The organism is Streptomyces sp. NPDC033216 (assembly GCF_055577115.1).
The window spans coordinates 166,466-180,889 of the sequence record NZ_JBVIQK010000004.1 but is presented as its reverse complement, the minus strand read 5'-3'; the positions used below and the strand labels follow the sequence as shown (position 1 = coordinate 180,889).

Annotated in this window: 15 protein-coding genes and 2 pseudogenes; 7 read left to right on the top strand and 10 right to left on the bottom strand. The window is 73.6% G+C overall.

The window, feature by feature from the left end; translation table 11 throughout:
• The first annotated feature begins 87 nt into the window (after positions 1-87).
• On the top strand, positions 88-1,026 hold the full coding sequence (locus tag ACZ5Y0_RS10250) for a glutaminase (RefSeq protein ID WP_469128188.1): 939 nt from the start codon (positions 88-90) through the stop codon (positions 1,024-1,026).
• 82 nt (positions 1,027-1,108) lie between these two features.
• Here ACZ5Y0_RS10250 and ACZ5Y0_RS10245 read toward each other — a convergent pair whose 3' ends face one another.
• Both ACZ5Y0_RS10245 and rho read right to left on the bottom strand, forming a co-directional pair.
• Positions 1,109-2,305 (bottom strand): D-alanyl-D-alanine carboxypeptidase family protein, encoded by a 1,197-nt coding sequence (locus tag ACZ5Y0_RS10245; protein WP_469128187.1) that lies wholly within the window; start codon positions 2,303-2,305, stop codon positions 1,109-1,111.
• A gap of 310 nt (positions 2,306-2,615) precedes the next feature.
• On the bottom strand, positions 2,616-3,758 hold the full coding sequence (gene rho, locus ACZ5Y0_RS10240) for a transcription termination factor Rho (RefSeq protein ID WP_469128186.1): 1,143 nt from the start codon (positions 3,756-3,758) through the stop codon (positions 2,616-2,618).
• Between the two features lie 442 nt (positions 3,759-4,200).
• Between rho and ACZ5Y0_RS10235 the strand changes: the two genes are divergently transcribed.
• Positions 4,201-5,103 (top strand): hypothetical protein, encoded by a 903-nt coding sequence (locus ACZ5Y0_RS10235; RefSeq protein ID WP_469128185.1) that lies wholly within the window; start codon positions 4,201-4,203, stop codon positions 5,101-5,103.
• A gap of 63 nt (positions 5,104-5,166) precedes the next feature.
• On the opposite strand, the gene ACZ5Y0_RS10230 is transcribed toward ACZ5Y0_RS10235, so the two are convergent.
• Complete coding sequence (locus tag ACZ5Y0_RS10230) at positions 5,167-5,565, bottom strand: nuclear transport factor 2 family protein (RefSeq protein ID WP_469128184.1); 399 nt, start codon at positions 5,563-5,565, stop codon at positions 5,167-5,169.
• 70 nt (positions 5,566-5,635) lie between these two features.
• Between ACZ5Y0_RS10230 and ACZ5Y0_RS10225 the strand changes: the two genes are divergently transcribed.
• Together ACZ5Y0_RS10225 and ACZ5Y0_RS10220 are read left to right on the top strand one after the other, a co-directional pair.
• Positions 5,636-6,205, top strand: coding sequence for a PadR family transcriptional regulator (locus ACZ5Y0_RS10225; protein WP_469128183.1), 570 nt, complete (start codon positions 5,636-5,638; stop codon positions 6,203-6,205).
• A 5-nt stretch (positions 6,206-6,210) separates the two neighbouring features.
• Positions 6,211-6,936, top strand: coding sequence for a class I SAM-dependent methyltransferase (locus tag ACZ5Y0_RS10220; RefSeq protein WP_469128182.1), 726 nt, complete (start codon positions 6,211-6,213; stop codon positions 6,934-6,936).
• Between the two features lie 21 nt (positions 6,937-6,957).
• On the opposite strand, the gene ACZ5Y0_RS10215 is transcribed toward ACZ5Y0_RS10220, so the two are convergent.
• The 6 genes and pseudogenes from ACZ5Y0_RS10215 to ACZ5Y0_RS10190 form a co-directional block, all read right to left on the bottom strand.
• Positions 6,958-7,686 carry a GntR family transcriptional regulator gene (locus ACZ5Y0_RS10215; protein ID WP_469128181.1) on the bottom strand — a complete coding sequence of 243 codons (729 nt, stop codon included), beginning with the start codon at positions 7,684-7,686 and terminating at the stop codon, positions 6,958-6,960.
• A 135-nt stretch (positions 7,687-7,821) separates the two neighbouring features.
• Positions 7,822-8,196: pseudogene (locus tag ACZ5Y0_RS10210) on the bottom strand (EstA family serine hydrolase); the annotation flags it as partial.
• 339 nt (positions 8,197-8,535) lie between these two features.
• Positions 8,536-9,504: an acetylxylan esterase gene (locus tag ACZ5Y0_RS10205; protein WP_469128180.1), complete on the bottom strand. Its 969-nt coding sequence runs from the start codon at positions 9,502-9,504 to the stop codon at positions 8,536-8,538.
• Positions 9,505-9,614: 110 nt separating this feature from the next.
• Positions 9,615-10,199 (bottom strand): Rv1733c family protein, encoded by a 585-nt coding sequence (locus tag ACZ5Y0_RS10200; RefSeq protein WP_469128179.1) that lies wholly within the window; start codon positions 10,197-10,199, stop codon positions 9,615-9,617.
• Positions 10,200-10,353: 154 nt separating this feature from the next.
• The gene (locus ACZ5Y0_RS10195) at positions 10,354-11,109 is read right to left on the bottom strand and encodes a ferredoxin reductase (protein ID WP_469128473.1); all 756 of its coding nucleotides are present in this window, start codon (positions 11,107-11,109) and stop codon (positions 10,354-10,356) included.
• Positions 11,102-11,713 carry a sulfite oxidase-like oxidoreductase gene (locus ACZ5Y0_RS10190; protein WP_469128178.1) on the bottom strand — a complete coding sequence of 204 codons (612 nt, stop codon included), beginning with the start codon at positions 11,711-11,713 and terminating at the stop codon, positions 11,102-11,104. Before ACZ5Y0_RS10190 ends, ACZ5Y0_RS10195 begins: the two co-directional genes overlap by 8 nt.
• A gap of 204 nt (positions 11,714-11,917) precedes the next feature.
• On the opposite strand from ACZ5Y0_RS10190, the gene ACZ5Y0_RS10185 reads away from it, so the two are divergent.
• Together ACZ5Y0_RS10185 and ACZ5Y0_RS10180 are read left to right on the top strand one after the other, a co-directional pair.
• Entirely contained in the window at positions 11,918-12,121 is a 204-nt protein-coding gene (locus tag ACZ5Y0_RS10185) for a hypothetical protein (protein ID WP_469128177.1), read from the top strand.
• Positions 12,118-12,831, top strand: coding sequence for a GNAT family N-acetyltransferase (locus tag ACZ5Y0_RS10180; RefSeq protein ID WP_469128176.1), 714 nt, complete (start codon positions 12,118-12,120; stop codon positions 12,829-12,831). The genes ACZ5Y0_RS10185 and ACZ5Y0_RS10180 overlap by 4 nt, the downstream gene beginning before the upstream one ends.
• 29 nt (positions 12,832-12,860) lie before the next feature.
• On the opposite strand, the pseudogene ACZ5Y0_RS10175 reads toward ACZ5Y0_RS10180, so the two are convergent.
• Positions 12,861-13,304 (bottom strand): annotated as a pseudogene (locus tag ACZ5Y0_RS10175) (MarR family winged helix-turn-helix transcriptional regulator).
• A gap of 283 nt (positions 13,305-13,587) precedes the next feature.
• On the opposite strand from ACZ5Y0_RS10175, the gene ACZ5Y0_RS10170 reads away from it, so the two are divergent.
• Positions 13,588-14,403, top strand: coding sequence for a putative protein N(5)-glutamine methyltransferase (locus ACZ5Y0_RS10170; protein ID WP_469128175.1), 816 nt, complete (start codon positions 13,588-13,590; stop codon positions 14,401-14,403).
• The last annotated feature ends 21 nt before the right edge of the window (positions 14,404-14,424 follow it).

The following is a 14,424-nucleotide window of genomic DNA, read 5'->3' as shown; positions in this document are numbered from 1 at the left end:
CGGCCGTCCGGCGGCCCCTCGTCCGTCACCGCCGCACCCTGTCCTTCCCCGTCCTGCCCCGACGCGCCAGGACCGGTCCGGAGGACAATGGTGATCATGGCAACGACGTCGTCCCTCACCTTCCAGCCGGTCCTGGAGCGCATCGCCGAGGAGATGGCCCGCACTCCCGGCCGCGGCCGGCCCGCCGACTACATCCCGGCGCTCGCCGCCCGTGACGCCCGGAGCTTCGGCATGGCCGTGGCCGAGCTGGACGGCACGGTGTACGGGGTGGGCGAGTGGCGTGAGCCCTTCTCGGCGCAGTCCATCACCAAGGTCTTCACCCTCGCCCTCGGCCTCGCCCGCGAGGGCGACGAACTCTGGGAGCACGTCGGCCGCGAACCCTCCGGCAACCCCTTCAACTCGCTGGTCCAGTTGGAGTACGAGAACGGCATCCCCCGCAACCCGTTCATCAACGCGGGCGCGCTCGTCGTCACCGACCGCCTCCAGACCCGTACCGGCGACGCGGCGGGCGAACTGCGCGAGTTCCTGCGGGCCGAGAGCGGCAGCGAGGCGCTCGACTTCGACCTGGAGGTCGCCGCCTCCGAGTCCACGCACGGCGACCGCAACGCCGCCCTCGCCCACTTCATGGCGTCCTACGGCAACATCGACAACCCGGTGCCGGCCCTCCTGGACCAGTACTTCCGTCAGTGCTCGATCACCGCCTCCTGCGCCGACCTCGCCCTGGCCACCGGCTTCCTCGCCCGGCACGGCGTCCGTGCCGACGGCACCCGGCTGCTCAGCCGAAGCCAGGCCAAGCAGGTCAACGCCGTCATGCTGACCTGCGGCACCTACGACGCGGCGGGTGACTTCGCCTACCGCGTGGGTCTGCCCGGCAAGAGCGGTGTCGGCGGCGGCATCATCGCGGTCGTACCGGGCCGCTGCACACTGTGCGTGTGGAGTCCGGGCCTGGACGAGCGCGGGAACTCGGTGGCGGGCGTGGCCGCCCTGGACCGCTTCACGACGTTGACGGGCCTGTCGGTGTTCTGAGTGGCCGTGCCACGAGCCGGTCGTCCGAGCGGCCTTCTCCACGAGCCGTGGCAACCGGTCTGCTGCTACGGCTGCCGGTCGGTCAACTCCTCCAGCCGCGGCGGTCCATGAGCCTCAGCACGAGGGCGACGCCGACACCGCCCAGCACAGCGGCGCCGGCGATGACGGCCGCCTCCGACCAGCCGGGCCCGTCGTCGTCCACGGCGAGCGCGGCGACGGCCACGGGCGTCGCCTCCGGCCCCGGCCCCGGCCCCACTCCGGGCCTCGGCCGCGCCCGCAGCGCGTCCAGCGAGCCCACGGGGTCGACCCGCCCGGCGGCCCCGAACCCCCAGTCCAGCAGCTCGCGCGCCTCCTCGTAGACGGCGAGGCCGCCGCCGGCCTGGGGGTTGAGCACCGTCACGAGGAGGGTGCGCTCCCCGCGCCGGGCGGCGGCCACGAGGGTGTTGCCCGCGTTGCTGGTGTAGCCGTTCTTGACGCCGATCAGCCCCGGATACGGCTCGACCCCGTTCGTCCCGCTGAGCAGGCGGTTGGTGTTGACGATGCCGTACGTGCCCCCGTCACGCGCCGGGAACCGGGCCTCGACGGTGGCGCAGTACCGGGCGAAGTCCGGGTTGCGCAGTCCCGCCCGCCCGAACACCGCGAGGTCGTACGCGGAGGACACCTGGCCAGGGGCGTCGTACCCGTCCGGGGACAGCACGTGGGTGTCCAGGGCGCCCAGGGAGCGGGCCTTGGCCTGCATCCGGGCGGCCGTGCTGCGCCAGCCGCCGCTGAGCGCGGCCAGTACGCGCACGGCGTCGTTGCCCGAATTGAGGAACACTCCGCGCCACAGGTCGGAGACCCGGTACGACCGTCCCTCGGCGACTCCCACGAGACTGCTGCCGGCTCCGATCCCGGACAGTTCCTCCTCGGTGACCCGGTGCCGGATGCCGCCGGGCAGGACGGGCAGCACCGTGAGGGCGAACAGGGTCTTCAGGGTGCTGGCGGGGGGCAGCCTGCGGTGCGCGTTCGACGCGGCGAGCACCTCGCCGGTGTCCGCGTCGGCGACCAGCCACGACAGTGCGGAGACGGGCGGGACCTCGGGTGCTCCGGGGCGTGGCCGGATGTGCGTACCGGAGCGGTACAGCAGGGCGGGCCCCGGTGCCGCCGCGCGCCCTCCGCCCGCCGCAGCGGTGTCCGCCCCGGCGGGGGCGGCGGGTGCCGCGGGCCCGAGGACCACGACGGCCGCCACGCACAGCGCGCAGGCCGACGCGGCGACCCGAGGAGAGAATCCGATTGTCATATGATCAACGTAAGAATGAACCGGGCCTTCCCCGCGCTGCCCGTGCCGCACACCGGGGCGCGTGCACCCGGATGCCGCACGCCGCGGCCCCTGGAGACGACGACGTGGGCCGTCGCGAAGGTGACGGCGACCAGAAGGCCACTTCGGTGACCGGTGCGCCACCGTGCGGTCGGTGACGCTCCCCGTGGCATTCCAACCCCACCGCCCGGCCCGCTTCGCGCGCCGGACCGCCTCGCCGCGGCCGCTGGCGTCGTACCGGTCCCGCTCCACCGCGGCACCCCCTGGGCGGGACCTCGCACGGCCGAGGAGATCAGGCGGCCGGGAGGGTCGGCTGGATACGGCGGATGAAGGTCGCGTTGTCCGGGGTCGCGCGCATCCGCTCCAGGAGGGTTTCCAGGTTCGCCTGGCCGTCGCGGGTGTGGAGGGCGCGGCGCAGGCCGCGGGCGGCGGTCAACTCGGCGGGGGAGAGGAGGAGTTCCTCGCGGCGGGTGCCGGAGGTGTTGATGTCGACGGCCGGGTGGACGCGGCGCGAGGCTGATTCGCGGTCGAGGCGCAGCTCCATGTTGCCGGTGCCCTTCAGCTCCTCGAAGTAGAAGTCGTCGGCACGGGAGCCGGTCTCCACCAGCGCGCTGGCGAGGATGGTGAGCGAGCCACCCTCCTCGGCGGTTCGCGCGGCGCCGAAGAACCGCTTGGGGCCGATGAGCGCGGTGGCGTCGACGCCACCGCTGAGGGTGCGGCCACCGGCGGCGGCCGCGTTGTTGTGGGCCCGGCACAGCCGCGTCAGGGAGTCCAGCAGGATCACGACGTCCTCGCCCGCCTCCACGAGCCGCTTGGCGCGTTCGACGACCAGATCGGCGAGGGCGATGTGCTGCCTGGGCGCCTGGTCGAACGTGGAGGCGTAGACCTCGCCGCGCACCGAGCGCCGCATGTCGGTGACTTCCTCGGGGCGTTCGTCGAGCAGCAGCACCATCAGCCGGACCCGCGGGTGGTTCCCGGCGACGGCGGCGGCGAGCTGCTGGATGAGGACGGTCTTGCCGGTCTTGGGCGGTGCCACGATCAGTCCGCGCTGACCCTTGCCGACGGGCGCGAGCAGGTCGACGACCCGTCCGGCGAGCCCGGCCGCCGGATGTTCGAGACGGAGCCGCTCGTGCGGGTGCAGGGGCGTCAGGTCACGGAAGTGACGGCGGCCGCGCAGGGCGTCGGGCGTGCGTCCGTTGACCCGCGCCACGTCGGTCAGAGTGCGCCGGTCGTCGCACGGTCCTTCGACGAAGTCGCCCTTGCGCAGGCCGAGCCGGCGGATCGACGCGGGCGTGACCTGGACGTCGTCGGCGGTGGGCAGGCAGTTCGCCGCGCGCAGCCGCCCCATTCCGTTGCCGTCGGTGTCGAGGACACCGGTGACGAGCTGAGCCGGGGGCTGATGCCGGACAGAGGGTTGTTCGAGTGTGGTGGTCACGGTGGTCGGTCCTTTCGAGGACGGAAGGCATGAGGCGTGCGAAGGAAGGGGGTGGATCCGCGAGGGGCAGGGCGGTGTACGCGCACCTGCGGCGGGGGGAAGCAGAACCTCGGACACGACGGAACCGCTGCTCACGAGGTTTCTGCGGAAGAAGCCGGCGCACCGACCGGGATCGGCGGGCGCAACAGCGAACTGAGAGAGGGACCGCACCGGCGCCCCGAATGGGGCGTACACAAGTGCTCGGTAGAGCCTACCACCTGTGTCGGCGCCATGGCGAGGCAGGCTCTGAGTCCCTCTCCTCGACCGAGAGCGGTCCCGGCTGTTCCGGGGCTTCTCCCTTGGTTCGGACCGCAGTGTCATCGGTCGGCACCAGATGTCCCCAGACCATAACGATCCGGGACGACAGGGGACTTGACCTCCTACGCTGCACTATCTTCACGCCATGTCCACGCCGCCCAAGCCTCCGCAGGAGCCCGAGCAGCCGTCCGGGGCGCCGGCTCCCCCGAGTGTGTATCCGTATCCGCATCCGCAGTCGCCGGTTCCGGAGGCGGCGGGTGGCTTCCCGCCGCCCGCGCCCGTGCCGGCCCAGCCGAACTTCTACGCCACCCCGACCCTGGTCGGTCAGCCGAGCCAGGCCGGCGGGCCGGGGCAGCCGGCGGCCGCCCATCCGTACGGCCCGCCGGGCCCGTATCCGGCCGTTCCTCCGCCGCCGTCCGGCGGGGGTGCGGGACGGGCGGTGCTGTGGGTGGCCGTGGGTGCCGTCGTCGCCTCGGCGGCCTGGGCGGCGGGTGTCCTCCTGATCGGTGGGGAGAGTGCCGACGCGGACCTGCGCGGCTACACGGCGCCGGCCAACCTCTGCTCCAGCACGGACTACTCCTCCTTCGAGACGGAGTACCCGGACGACGACGGCTCCCCGACGCACCACGCCCTCAAGGACGCCGCTCTCGACGAGAGTCACTGCAGCATCAACCTGAAGAAGACCGGGTCGAGCTACGCCGACGCCTACCTCTCCACCCAGGTGGACCTGCACAAAGAGTCCGACCCCGGCCCGGAGTTCACGGCCCTGTGGAAGCACTACGAGGAGAGATACCCCGGTTACGACGTGGAGACCGTCGATGACATCGGTGAAGAGGCCTACCTGGTCAGCGAGGACACCACCAGTGGTTCCACCAGCGGCTCGCTCTACGCGACGCTCGCCGTGCGGGACGGCTGGACGACGTACACGATGAGCTACAGCACCTACCTGTCCTCCTACGACGACGACAAGGCTCCGCCGTCGCTCGACGATGTGAAGGACTGGCTCAAGGCGGACTCCAAGGCCACGCTGGGCCAGCTCAAGGACTGACGCTCGCGCGACACATGGCGGCCGGCCCGCGGGGTTCGCCCCGCGTGCCGGCCACCGGCGTGTTCAGCGGGCGCGCGCCTCGGCCTCCCGCGCGATCTCGTCGAACCTTGCCCCCATCGCCTCGGCCAGCGCCCGCGCGCCCGACATGGGCCGCACCATCACCGTCAGGCGGTCGATGAGGCCGTCCTCGTCGACATGGATGAAGTCGCAGCCGCTCAGCTCGCGCTCGCCGACCCGCGCGCTGAACACCAGCGCGTGGTCGCGGCCGTCGGCCCCGGCGAGTTCCCGCTCGTACCGGAAGTCCTCGAAGACCCGCGCCACCGCGCGCAGGATGGCCGCGGTGATGGCCTTGCCGGGGTAGGGCTTGAAGACGACCGGGCTGGTGAACACCACGTCGTCGGCGAGCAGGGCCTCCACCGCATCGAGGTCGCCGGCCTCGACCGCCTCTCGGAACGCGCGCATACGGCCACCCCTTACTCACTTAGTTGACTATGTGCGGATGACAGTAATCACCTGCTGTTACCGTGTCCACATGTCGCTGAAGTACGCCGTCCTGGCCGCCCTCCTGGAAGGCGAGGCGTCGGGCTACGAACTGTCCAAGATCTTCGACGTCTCCCTGGCGAACTTCTGGCCCGCGACCCCGCAGCAGCTCTACCGAGAGCTGGAGCGTCTCGCGCAGGACGGCATGATCGAGGCACGGGTCGTGCGGCAGGAGCGCCGGCCCGACAAGCGGATGTTCACCCTCACCGAGGCCGGCCGCGAAAACCTGCGCGCGTTCGCCGCCGTACCCCCGCGCCGGCCCACCGCCATCCGCGACGAACTCCTCATCAAGATCCAGGCGATGGACGGCGTCGGCGTCGATCCCGGGACGGCCCGCGCGCTGATCGAGGAGCGGATGAGCTGGGCGCGCGGCAAGCTCGACCGCTACAGGAGGGTGCGTGAACGGCTCCTCGCCGGCCGCACGGAGGAGGAGTTCCTGCGCGAGGCCGACCGGATCGGCCCCTACCTGACACTGATGGCCGGCATCGGCTTCGAGGAGGAGAACCTGCGCTGGTGCGAGCGGGTACTGGTGCACCTGCGGCGGCGGACCGCCGTAGGCTGACGCCGATGTTCAGCCCCGAAGGCCCCACGCTGCGCGAACTCGCCGTCCAGGCCCTGTCGTCCGTCGAGCACGGCTACGACCTCCTCGCGCCGAAGTTCGACCACACGCCGTTCCGCACCCCCGTGCCCGTCCTCGACGCGGTCATGTCGGCCCTGCGCCGGACCGGCCCCTACGACGACGGCCTCGACCTGTGCTGCGGCACCGGTGCCGGCGTCGACGCGCTGTCCACGCTCTGCCGCGGCAGCGTCACCGGAGTCGATTTCAGCGCCGGGATGCTCGACATCGCCCGCGGGCGCGCCCGCCCGCCGGAGCCGCGGGTGTCCTGGGTGCGGGCGGACGCGCGCGCCCTGCCGTTCACGAACGCCTTCGACCTCGTCGTCAGCTTCGGCGCGTTCGGGCACTTCCTGCCGACGGAACTGCCCGGCCTCTTCGCCCAGGTGCACGGCGCGCTGCGGCCGGGCGGCCGGTTCGCGTTCCCGGTGCTCGCGCCGCCCCGGCCGTCCTCCCGCGCGTTCTGGACGCTCCTCGCCTTCGACGCGGTGATGCGGGTCCGCAACGCCGTGTGGCGCCCCCCGTTCGTCATGTACTACCGGGCCTTCCGGCTGGGTGAGGTCCGCCGGGAGCTGGAGCGCGCCGGCTTCCGGGTGGACCTGCACGCCCTGCCCGAGTTCGGGACGCGGGGCGACGGAAGTCCGCGGGTGCGGATGGTCGAGGCGCGCCGGACGGGCTGAGGCGGGCGGACGCGGTCCGGGTCAGTCGGCGGCGGGCAGGGTGAACGTGTACACCAGCGCCTCCTGACGGGTCTCCACCACGAGGTCGGTGATCTCCAGCGGTCGCGCGTACTGGTCGTGCACGTGCCGGGTCACCCGCATCGACGGGGCGCCGTCCGGCCGGGTGATGGCGTCCCGGTGGTGAAGGGTCAGCCCGGCCCGGCGCATCCAGTCGTAGACGCGCCGCAGCTGCGGGGAGCCGGCGGTGTCGGCGCGGTCGCGGTAGCGGGCGAGTTCCTCGACCTCGGCCAGGGCCACCGCGGAGAAGGACGTCACGGCCGTCCGCAGGGTACGGCCGTCCGCGCCCGTCGACTCGTAGCGGTGGACCAGCGTCGGCCGGTGCGGGGCGAGGTCGAGCGCGGTGGCGTGCTCGGGCGGGGGCGGCTCCCAGCTCAGCGCGGTGCGGTCCCCCGCGCGGGGGTCGTCCGCGCCACGCGAACCGACCGGGAAGGCGAGCCAGGCCGGGTCGGCTACCGGCGGCCCCGGCAGGACGGCGTGGCTGCCGCGCCGGTCGGTGGCGACCAGTCCGTCACGGCGCAGCACCTCCAGCGCCTGCCGGACGGTCACCCGGCTGACCCCGAAGTGCTCGGCCAGGTGCCGCTCCGCGGGCAGGCGTTCGCCGGGTGGGATGGTGCCGTCGCGCAGTTCGCCGACCAACTCGCTCGCTATGCGCCGGTAGAGGGGCTGAAGATGGGGGATGGGGCGGGCCATGCCGCGCGCCTCCTGTGGTGACGTGCCGTGCGGGCTTGTGCACCACCAGATCTAGCATTGGTCTAAACCACTAGGGAAGGGTGGACGGGCCGAACGGCCGAAACCGGACCGCCCGCCGCCCCCGCACAGAGCGCTTTACGCGGCCTTCACCAGCGCCGTCTTCCGCGGCACATCCGCGATCCGAGGCCCCATGCGGTTCTTCACGCACCCCAGGGGCAGCCCGGCCTCGGGGTCGGCGAGACCGCACGAGCCGCCGAAGCCGTCGTGTCCGAAAGCGCGCGGGTTGGTTCCGTAGGAGCCGTTCGGACCGCTCCGTCCCGGATCGAGCCCGATCTCCGAGTGGTGCGGGAGGCCAGCGCCCGGCGCCAGATCCCGGCGGCCCCCTGCCCCTCGCGGACCCGCTCGGGCGGCCTCGGGGCACAGGACGCGCCGGCCGCCGCGGGGACCGTGGTTCGCGAGGACGCCGTACGGGGCGGCGACCGCCCGCGCCGTGTCGTGGCCGTTGGCCGACCGCGCCGTCGGCCCCTTCGAGGGCGACCACGCGTCGACCTGCGTGCCCCGCTCCCGGCGCGCGTGCGTGCCACGCCGGCCCAGCCGCCCCACGGGTCGGCCACGATCGCACCGTCGACCGTGACGGTCACCCCGGCGGGCGGTTCGCCCCGCTCTCGGACCTTCTCCTCGTACGCGGCGCACCACCGCGAAGCGCCCGTCGCAGTGGCCGTGAACCCGCGGCAGGTGATCGGACCTGGGCCCTCCGTGATCCGCCGGGACCCCGGACCGCGACCGCGCGGTCCGGGGTCCACCGAACACACCGACCGGTCGGAGCAGGGGGGAGGCGCGATCAGGGGCTCACGCGTAGGACCGCAGCCAGCGCACCTTGGCCGCTTCGTGGTAAGGGCCGCCGCCCTCGTGGTCGTTGAAGTCGTACACCTCGATCGTCCGGTCGTCGTGCGCCCACGCGTTGAAGGCCGCGAACACCGTCGACGGCGGGCACGTCTGGTCCTCCAGGGCCACCGAGAACAGGGCGGGCGCCGAGCCGCGGGACGCGAAGTGCACGCCGTCGAAGTAGGACAGGGTGCGCAGCGCGTCCTGCGTGCGACCGCGGTGCGTCTTGAGGAACAGGCCGATCTCCCGGTAGGGGTGACGATCCGTCAGCGTCGCCGCGCGGGGGAAGTCGCACAGGAACGGGACGTCCGGCGCGACCGCCACCAGGTCCGGCACCAGGCCGCCCACGGCGATCGTGATGCCGCCGCCCTGGCTCGCGCCGAGCGCCACGGTGCGCGCCGAGTCCGTCAGCGGGTGCGAACGGGCCGCCTCGACGGCACGCACCGCGTCGGTGAACACCCGGCGGTAGTAGTAGTTCTCTGGGGCGTCGATGCCCCGCGTCATGAAGCCGGGGAACGCCGGTCCCGCGCCCACCGGGTCGGCGGTGCCGCCACCGCCGCCCCAGGCGCTGCCCTGGCCGCGGGTGTCCATGATGAAGTGCGCGCGGCCCGTCGACGCCCACAGCAGGTGCTCGTGCGGCAACCCGCGGCCCCCGCCGTAGCCGACGAACTCCACGACCAGCGGCACCGGTTCCGTCGCCGTCGTGGGCAAGGTCAGCCAGGCCTTGACCGGATGGCCGCCGTATCCGGCGAACGTCACGTCGAACACGCGCACCGTGGCCAGCCCCGTGTCGACCGGCTCGAAGCGGACGTCCAAATCGTGCTCGCGGGCCTGTTGCAGGGTCTTGGACCAGAACGCGTCGAAATCCTCAGGCTCGGCGGATCCACTGCGGTACTCGTGGAGCTCCTCCAGGGACAGGTCGAACAGGGCCATGAGCAACCGCCTTGTGATGAGTGGCCGTACGGATGATCACACCGTACGTGGACGCTGGGAGCGCTTACCAGACCCCGGGACCAGGCCCGATGCCGTCCGGGACACCTCCGTCAGGCGCTGCGCCGACTCCACTCGGGCCCGGTGCGCGCCCACTCCCGGTCCCACTCCGCCAGCCGGTGCCGCAGGGCCACCCTGCGCAGGGCCACGTGCCCCAGGAGCACCGCTGCCGCCGTGCCGCCCGTCGTGGCCACGCCGAGCGTCAGCGTGTGCTGCCACACCACCGTGCCGTCGGGCGGCGGCGGGACGCTCCGGCCCCGCGCGTCGAACCACACATCGACCAGATCTCCCCGGTGGGTGCCGGCGGGCACGAGCGCGATGGTCCGGTGCGGGGCCTCGCCGGGTTCCGTCCAGCGCACGGCGACCCGGTGGTGCCGGCCCCGGGTGCCGTCCGCCGTCGGCAGCGCGTCGGGCGGTCGGCCCACGACCTCCGCCCGCACATGACGGCGCTCGGCCCGCTGCTCGGCCGCCACGCTCACCGCGTCCTCATGGGCCCACCGGCCGGCGAACGCCCCCGCCAGCGGCGCGCCGAGCAGGACGAGCACCGTGACCACCAGCACCGTCCACGCCTCCACGACATCCGACCGACGCCGCAGCGGATTCTGCCGCCAGCGCCAGCCGCGCAGCCCGCTTCGCATGTCGACCTCCTCGCCGTCAGGCGGACGAGTGCCCACAAGGAAGGGGTACCCCGTACGAGGGAGTCGTCCCACCCCTTCGGGCGAGCCGGACATGCCGGCGGTGCGGGAGATGCCGGCAGCGGCGCCCGGGACCGGGCGCCTGTCGAAGGGAGCGTCAGCCGAATCGCTCGATCCGGATCCGGTCCACCGGCTGCCCCGCCTCCACCAGCAGCCGTGAGGCATGCTCGGCGAACCCGTTCGACCCGCACACGTACGCCTCCCAGCCGCCCTCCGGCCGCTCCGCGAGCAGTGGTGCCAGATGGGCGCCCGTGAGCCGGCCCACGGGCGTGCCCTCCGGCGCGGTCCGCGTGAACACGGGCGTCGTCTCCGCGCCGTACTCGCGCGCGTAGATCAGTTCCCCGGGGCCGCGCGCGGACACCAGCAGCCGCAGCGGGACCGTGAGGCGCCGGGCCCGATGGTGGCGCACCATCGACATCAGCGGTACCACTCCGGAGCCGGCGCCGACCAGCAGCGCGGGGCGGTCTCCGGGCCAGGCGAAGAAGCCGCTCAGCGGCCCGCGGACCTCGATCTCGTCCCCGGGCACGGCCACGGTGTGGAACCAGCCCGACACCTCGCCGCCCTCGACACGGTCCAAGGTCAGCTCGATGTGCCCCGCGTCGTGGGGCGCCGACGCGATCGAGTAGTGCCGCTGGGCGAGATAGCCGTCCTGCGCCCGGAGCCGCAGCATCAGGTGCTGCCCCGGCAGGTGTCCCTCCCACTCGGGCACGGCGAGACGGAAGGTGGCCGCGTACGGCGTCTCGCGGCGGATCTCGGTGATCGTGGCCGTCTGCCACAGCGACGCCGCCCGGCTGCTGACGGCGATGCGGCCGGGCACCGCGAACCGGGTCGGGGGAGTGAACGACTCAGTCACTGTCACCGGAGTACCTCTGCTCCTCCCAGGGGTTGCCCCGCGCGTGGTAGCCGTTCTGCTCCCAGAAACCCGGCTCGTCGTGGTCGAGGAGCCGCAGGCCGGCGATCCACTTGGCGCTCTTCCAGAAGTACAGGTGCGGCACCAGCAGCCGCGCGGGGCCGCCGTGCTCGGGGGAGAGCGGCTCGCCGCCGTACTCGAAGGCGACCCAGGCCCGGCCGCCGGTGAGGTCGGCGAGGGGCAGGCTGGTGGTGTACCCGGTGTGCGAGTACGCGACGGCGTGGGTCGCGGACGCCTGCGGCCGAACCGCCTCCAGGAACGTGTCGAGCGACACGCCCCCGAACCGCGCCCCGAACTTCGACCAGCCGGTCACGCAGTGGATGTCGCCCTCGTACCCGGAGGCGGGCAGGGCGTGGGCCTGCTCCCAGGTCCAGGTGCGGGGTGCGCCCACCAGCCCGTCGACCCGGAAGCTCCAGTCGGCGGGCGTGAGGCTGGGCGTGACCTCGGCGGACAGTACGGGCCAGTCGTCGCCCGCGTCGTACTGGCCCGGGGGCAGGCCCGGGTTGTCGACGCGCGGGCGTCCGGTGAAGCCTCTGGTGACGTTCATGGAGTTCCAGCGTGAGGGCGGCGATTGCTTACGCATTCAACCGTACGGGCGAGTCAGCCGGGCGCGGGCCCCCGTCCGGCCGCCGGTCATGAAGCGCGTGTGAACACTTCGGCGGCCGGGGAATAGCCGTCCCGCGTTCCCCCTTGCACGTGTCGTTCCGTTCCGGATCCAGCGGTCCGGCGGCAGCGAAGGAGAGTGGGAGCAATGCCGAAGGCGTACGTCTTCACGCGGTACGGCGGCCCGGGGACCGTCGCCGCGGGCCGGCCCCGTCCGGGCCCCGGTCAGGTGCTCGTCGCGGTGCGGCCGACGGGCGTCGACCCCGTCGGCCGCACGCAGCGCACGGCGTACCGGGCGCAGGACGGCCACGCCCGCGCCAAGGTCGCGAGCGAGATCGGAGCCGCGATATGAGCCAGGCCCAGGTCCGACATGTCCTGGACAATCCCGCCCTCGCCTCCCTCACCGGCCCGCACGCCCGCTTCGCCGAACACCGCGGCCGGGTCCTGCGCTACCCCGTCGACATGTCGCCCTGGCTCGCCCTGCCCGACGACCCGCACGCCGACGACTGGGCGGACCTCGCCGCGCTCGCCGGCCCCGGCGGGGAGGTACCGCTGCCGGGGTTCCGCGGCGAGGTGCCGGCCGGCTGGGAGATCACCCAGCGCATCGAGGGTGTGCAGTTCGTCGACGACGGGCTGGCCGCCGCGCCGGACGCGGAGGCGATCCGCCTCGGCCCCGCCGACGTCCCCGACATGCTCGACCTCGTCGCCCGCACCCGGCCCGGCCCCTTCGAGCGCCGCACCATCGAACTCGGCACGTATCTCGGCGTCCGCCGCGAGGGCGCCCTCGTCGCCATGGCGGGCGAGCGCCTGCGTCCGCCCGGCTGGACCGAGATCAGCGCGGTCTGCACCGATCCCGTCGTCCGGGGCCAGGGCCTCGCCACCCGGCTGATCCTGGCCGTCGCCCACGGCATCCGTGAACGCGGCGAGACCCCCTTCCTCCACACCAGCGCCGCCAACACCGGTGCCATCCGTCTCTACGAGTCCCTCGGGTTCCGGCTGCGCCGCAGGACGGCGTTCCTGGCGGCTCGGGCACCCGAGCGGGAGGCGGTGCCGGCGGCGTGACCGCGCCGGGGCGCGGCGCCGGCACGGGGTCAGCCTTCGTCCGGCGCCCCGCTCCCGCCCCACGCGTTGTACCGCACGAGACAGTCCGCGAACCGCTCAAGATCTCCCTGCGGCCAACCCGGCGAGCCGCTCGCGGAAGGCCGCGCGGCGGCTCTCGGTGACCTGGCCGAGGATGTTGCGGCCCGCGTCGGTGAGGTGCAGAACGTGCACGCGGTGGTCGGTGGGGTCCTGGCGCCGCTCGATCAGCCCGGACCGTTCCGGCGCGGAGACCTGGCGGCTGACGGTGGACCTGTCCAGGGCGTGGTGCGCGGCCAGGTCGGTGGCCCGGCAGCCGCCGCTGTCCTCCAGGTGGCAGAGCAGGGTGTACGACACCAGCGACAGCTCGGGATGCAGTCGCCGGCCGAGGCAGGGGCGCGCCGGGCGAAGACCGAAGTCTCGCGCTGGACGGTCTCCACCGCCTCGCCCGCCTCCACCCGGTCTCCCTCACGTCTCCCTGACCCATCGCGTTTCGTCTGCACGGTACGACTCGCCGTCGCCGTCGGCGTCCGCGGGCGCGGCCGGCCGAGCGGGGTTTCGGCGGGCGGCAGTTGGGATAGGGTGGCCGTCGGCTGCGGACGACCCCGGCCATGAGCGACCGAGGAGGTGGGACCCATTACCGCAGTGTCAGGTCGGGTGCTCTCTCCTCGGAACGGCGCGGACCGCCGGTAGGCGACCGCGAGAGCGCCCCCTTCGGTCTCCGAAAGGCTCTCGGCTTCCATGCCCCCTCTTTCCTCTCCTTCCGCTCCCTCGTCCCCCTCGCCGTACCCGTCCCGTGAGGCCGTCGTCGCGGCGCTGCGCGCCGCCGGATGCGTCTTCGCCGAGGACGAGGCGGAGCTGATCCTCGCCGCCGCCCGCGCACCCGACGAACTCACCGCGGCGGTGGAGCGCCGTGTGGCCGGTCTGCCCCTCGAACTCGTCCTCGGCTGGGCCGAGTTCGCCGGCCGGCGTGTCGTCGTCGAACCGGGCGTCTTCGTGCCCCGTCGCCGTACCGAGTTCCTCGTCGGCCAGGCACTGGCCGGGGCGCCGCACGCGTCCGTCGTCGTGGACCTGTGCTGTGGCTCGGGCGCGGTCGGCGCCGCCCTCGCCTCGGCGCTCGGCGGGGTGGAACTGCACGCGGCCGACATCGACCCGGCCGCCGTGCGCTGCGCCCGCCGCAATGTCGCCGCCCTCGGCGGACACGTCCACACCGGTGACCTGTTCGACGCGCTCCCCGGTCAACTGCGCGGCCGTGTCGACATCCTGGCGGCGAACGTGCCGTACGTCCCCACCCGGGAGGTTCCCCTGCTGCCCGCGGAGGCCCGCGAGCACGAGCCCCTCACCGCCCTCGACGGCGGCGCCGACGGGCTCGACGTGCTGCGCCGGGTCGCCGCCGAGGCGGCCGGCTGGCTCGCGCCCGGCGGCTGCGTCCTCGTCGAGACGAGCGAACTCCAGGCGGCGGACGCCGTCGAGGCGTTCCGGCGGGGCGGCCTCAGGGCGCGTCCGGCCGTCGACGAGGAGCTGTACGCCCACGTGGTGATCGGGACGAAGGAGTAGCGGTTCAGGCCGCGGCGCCGC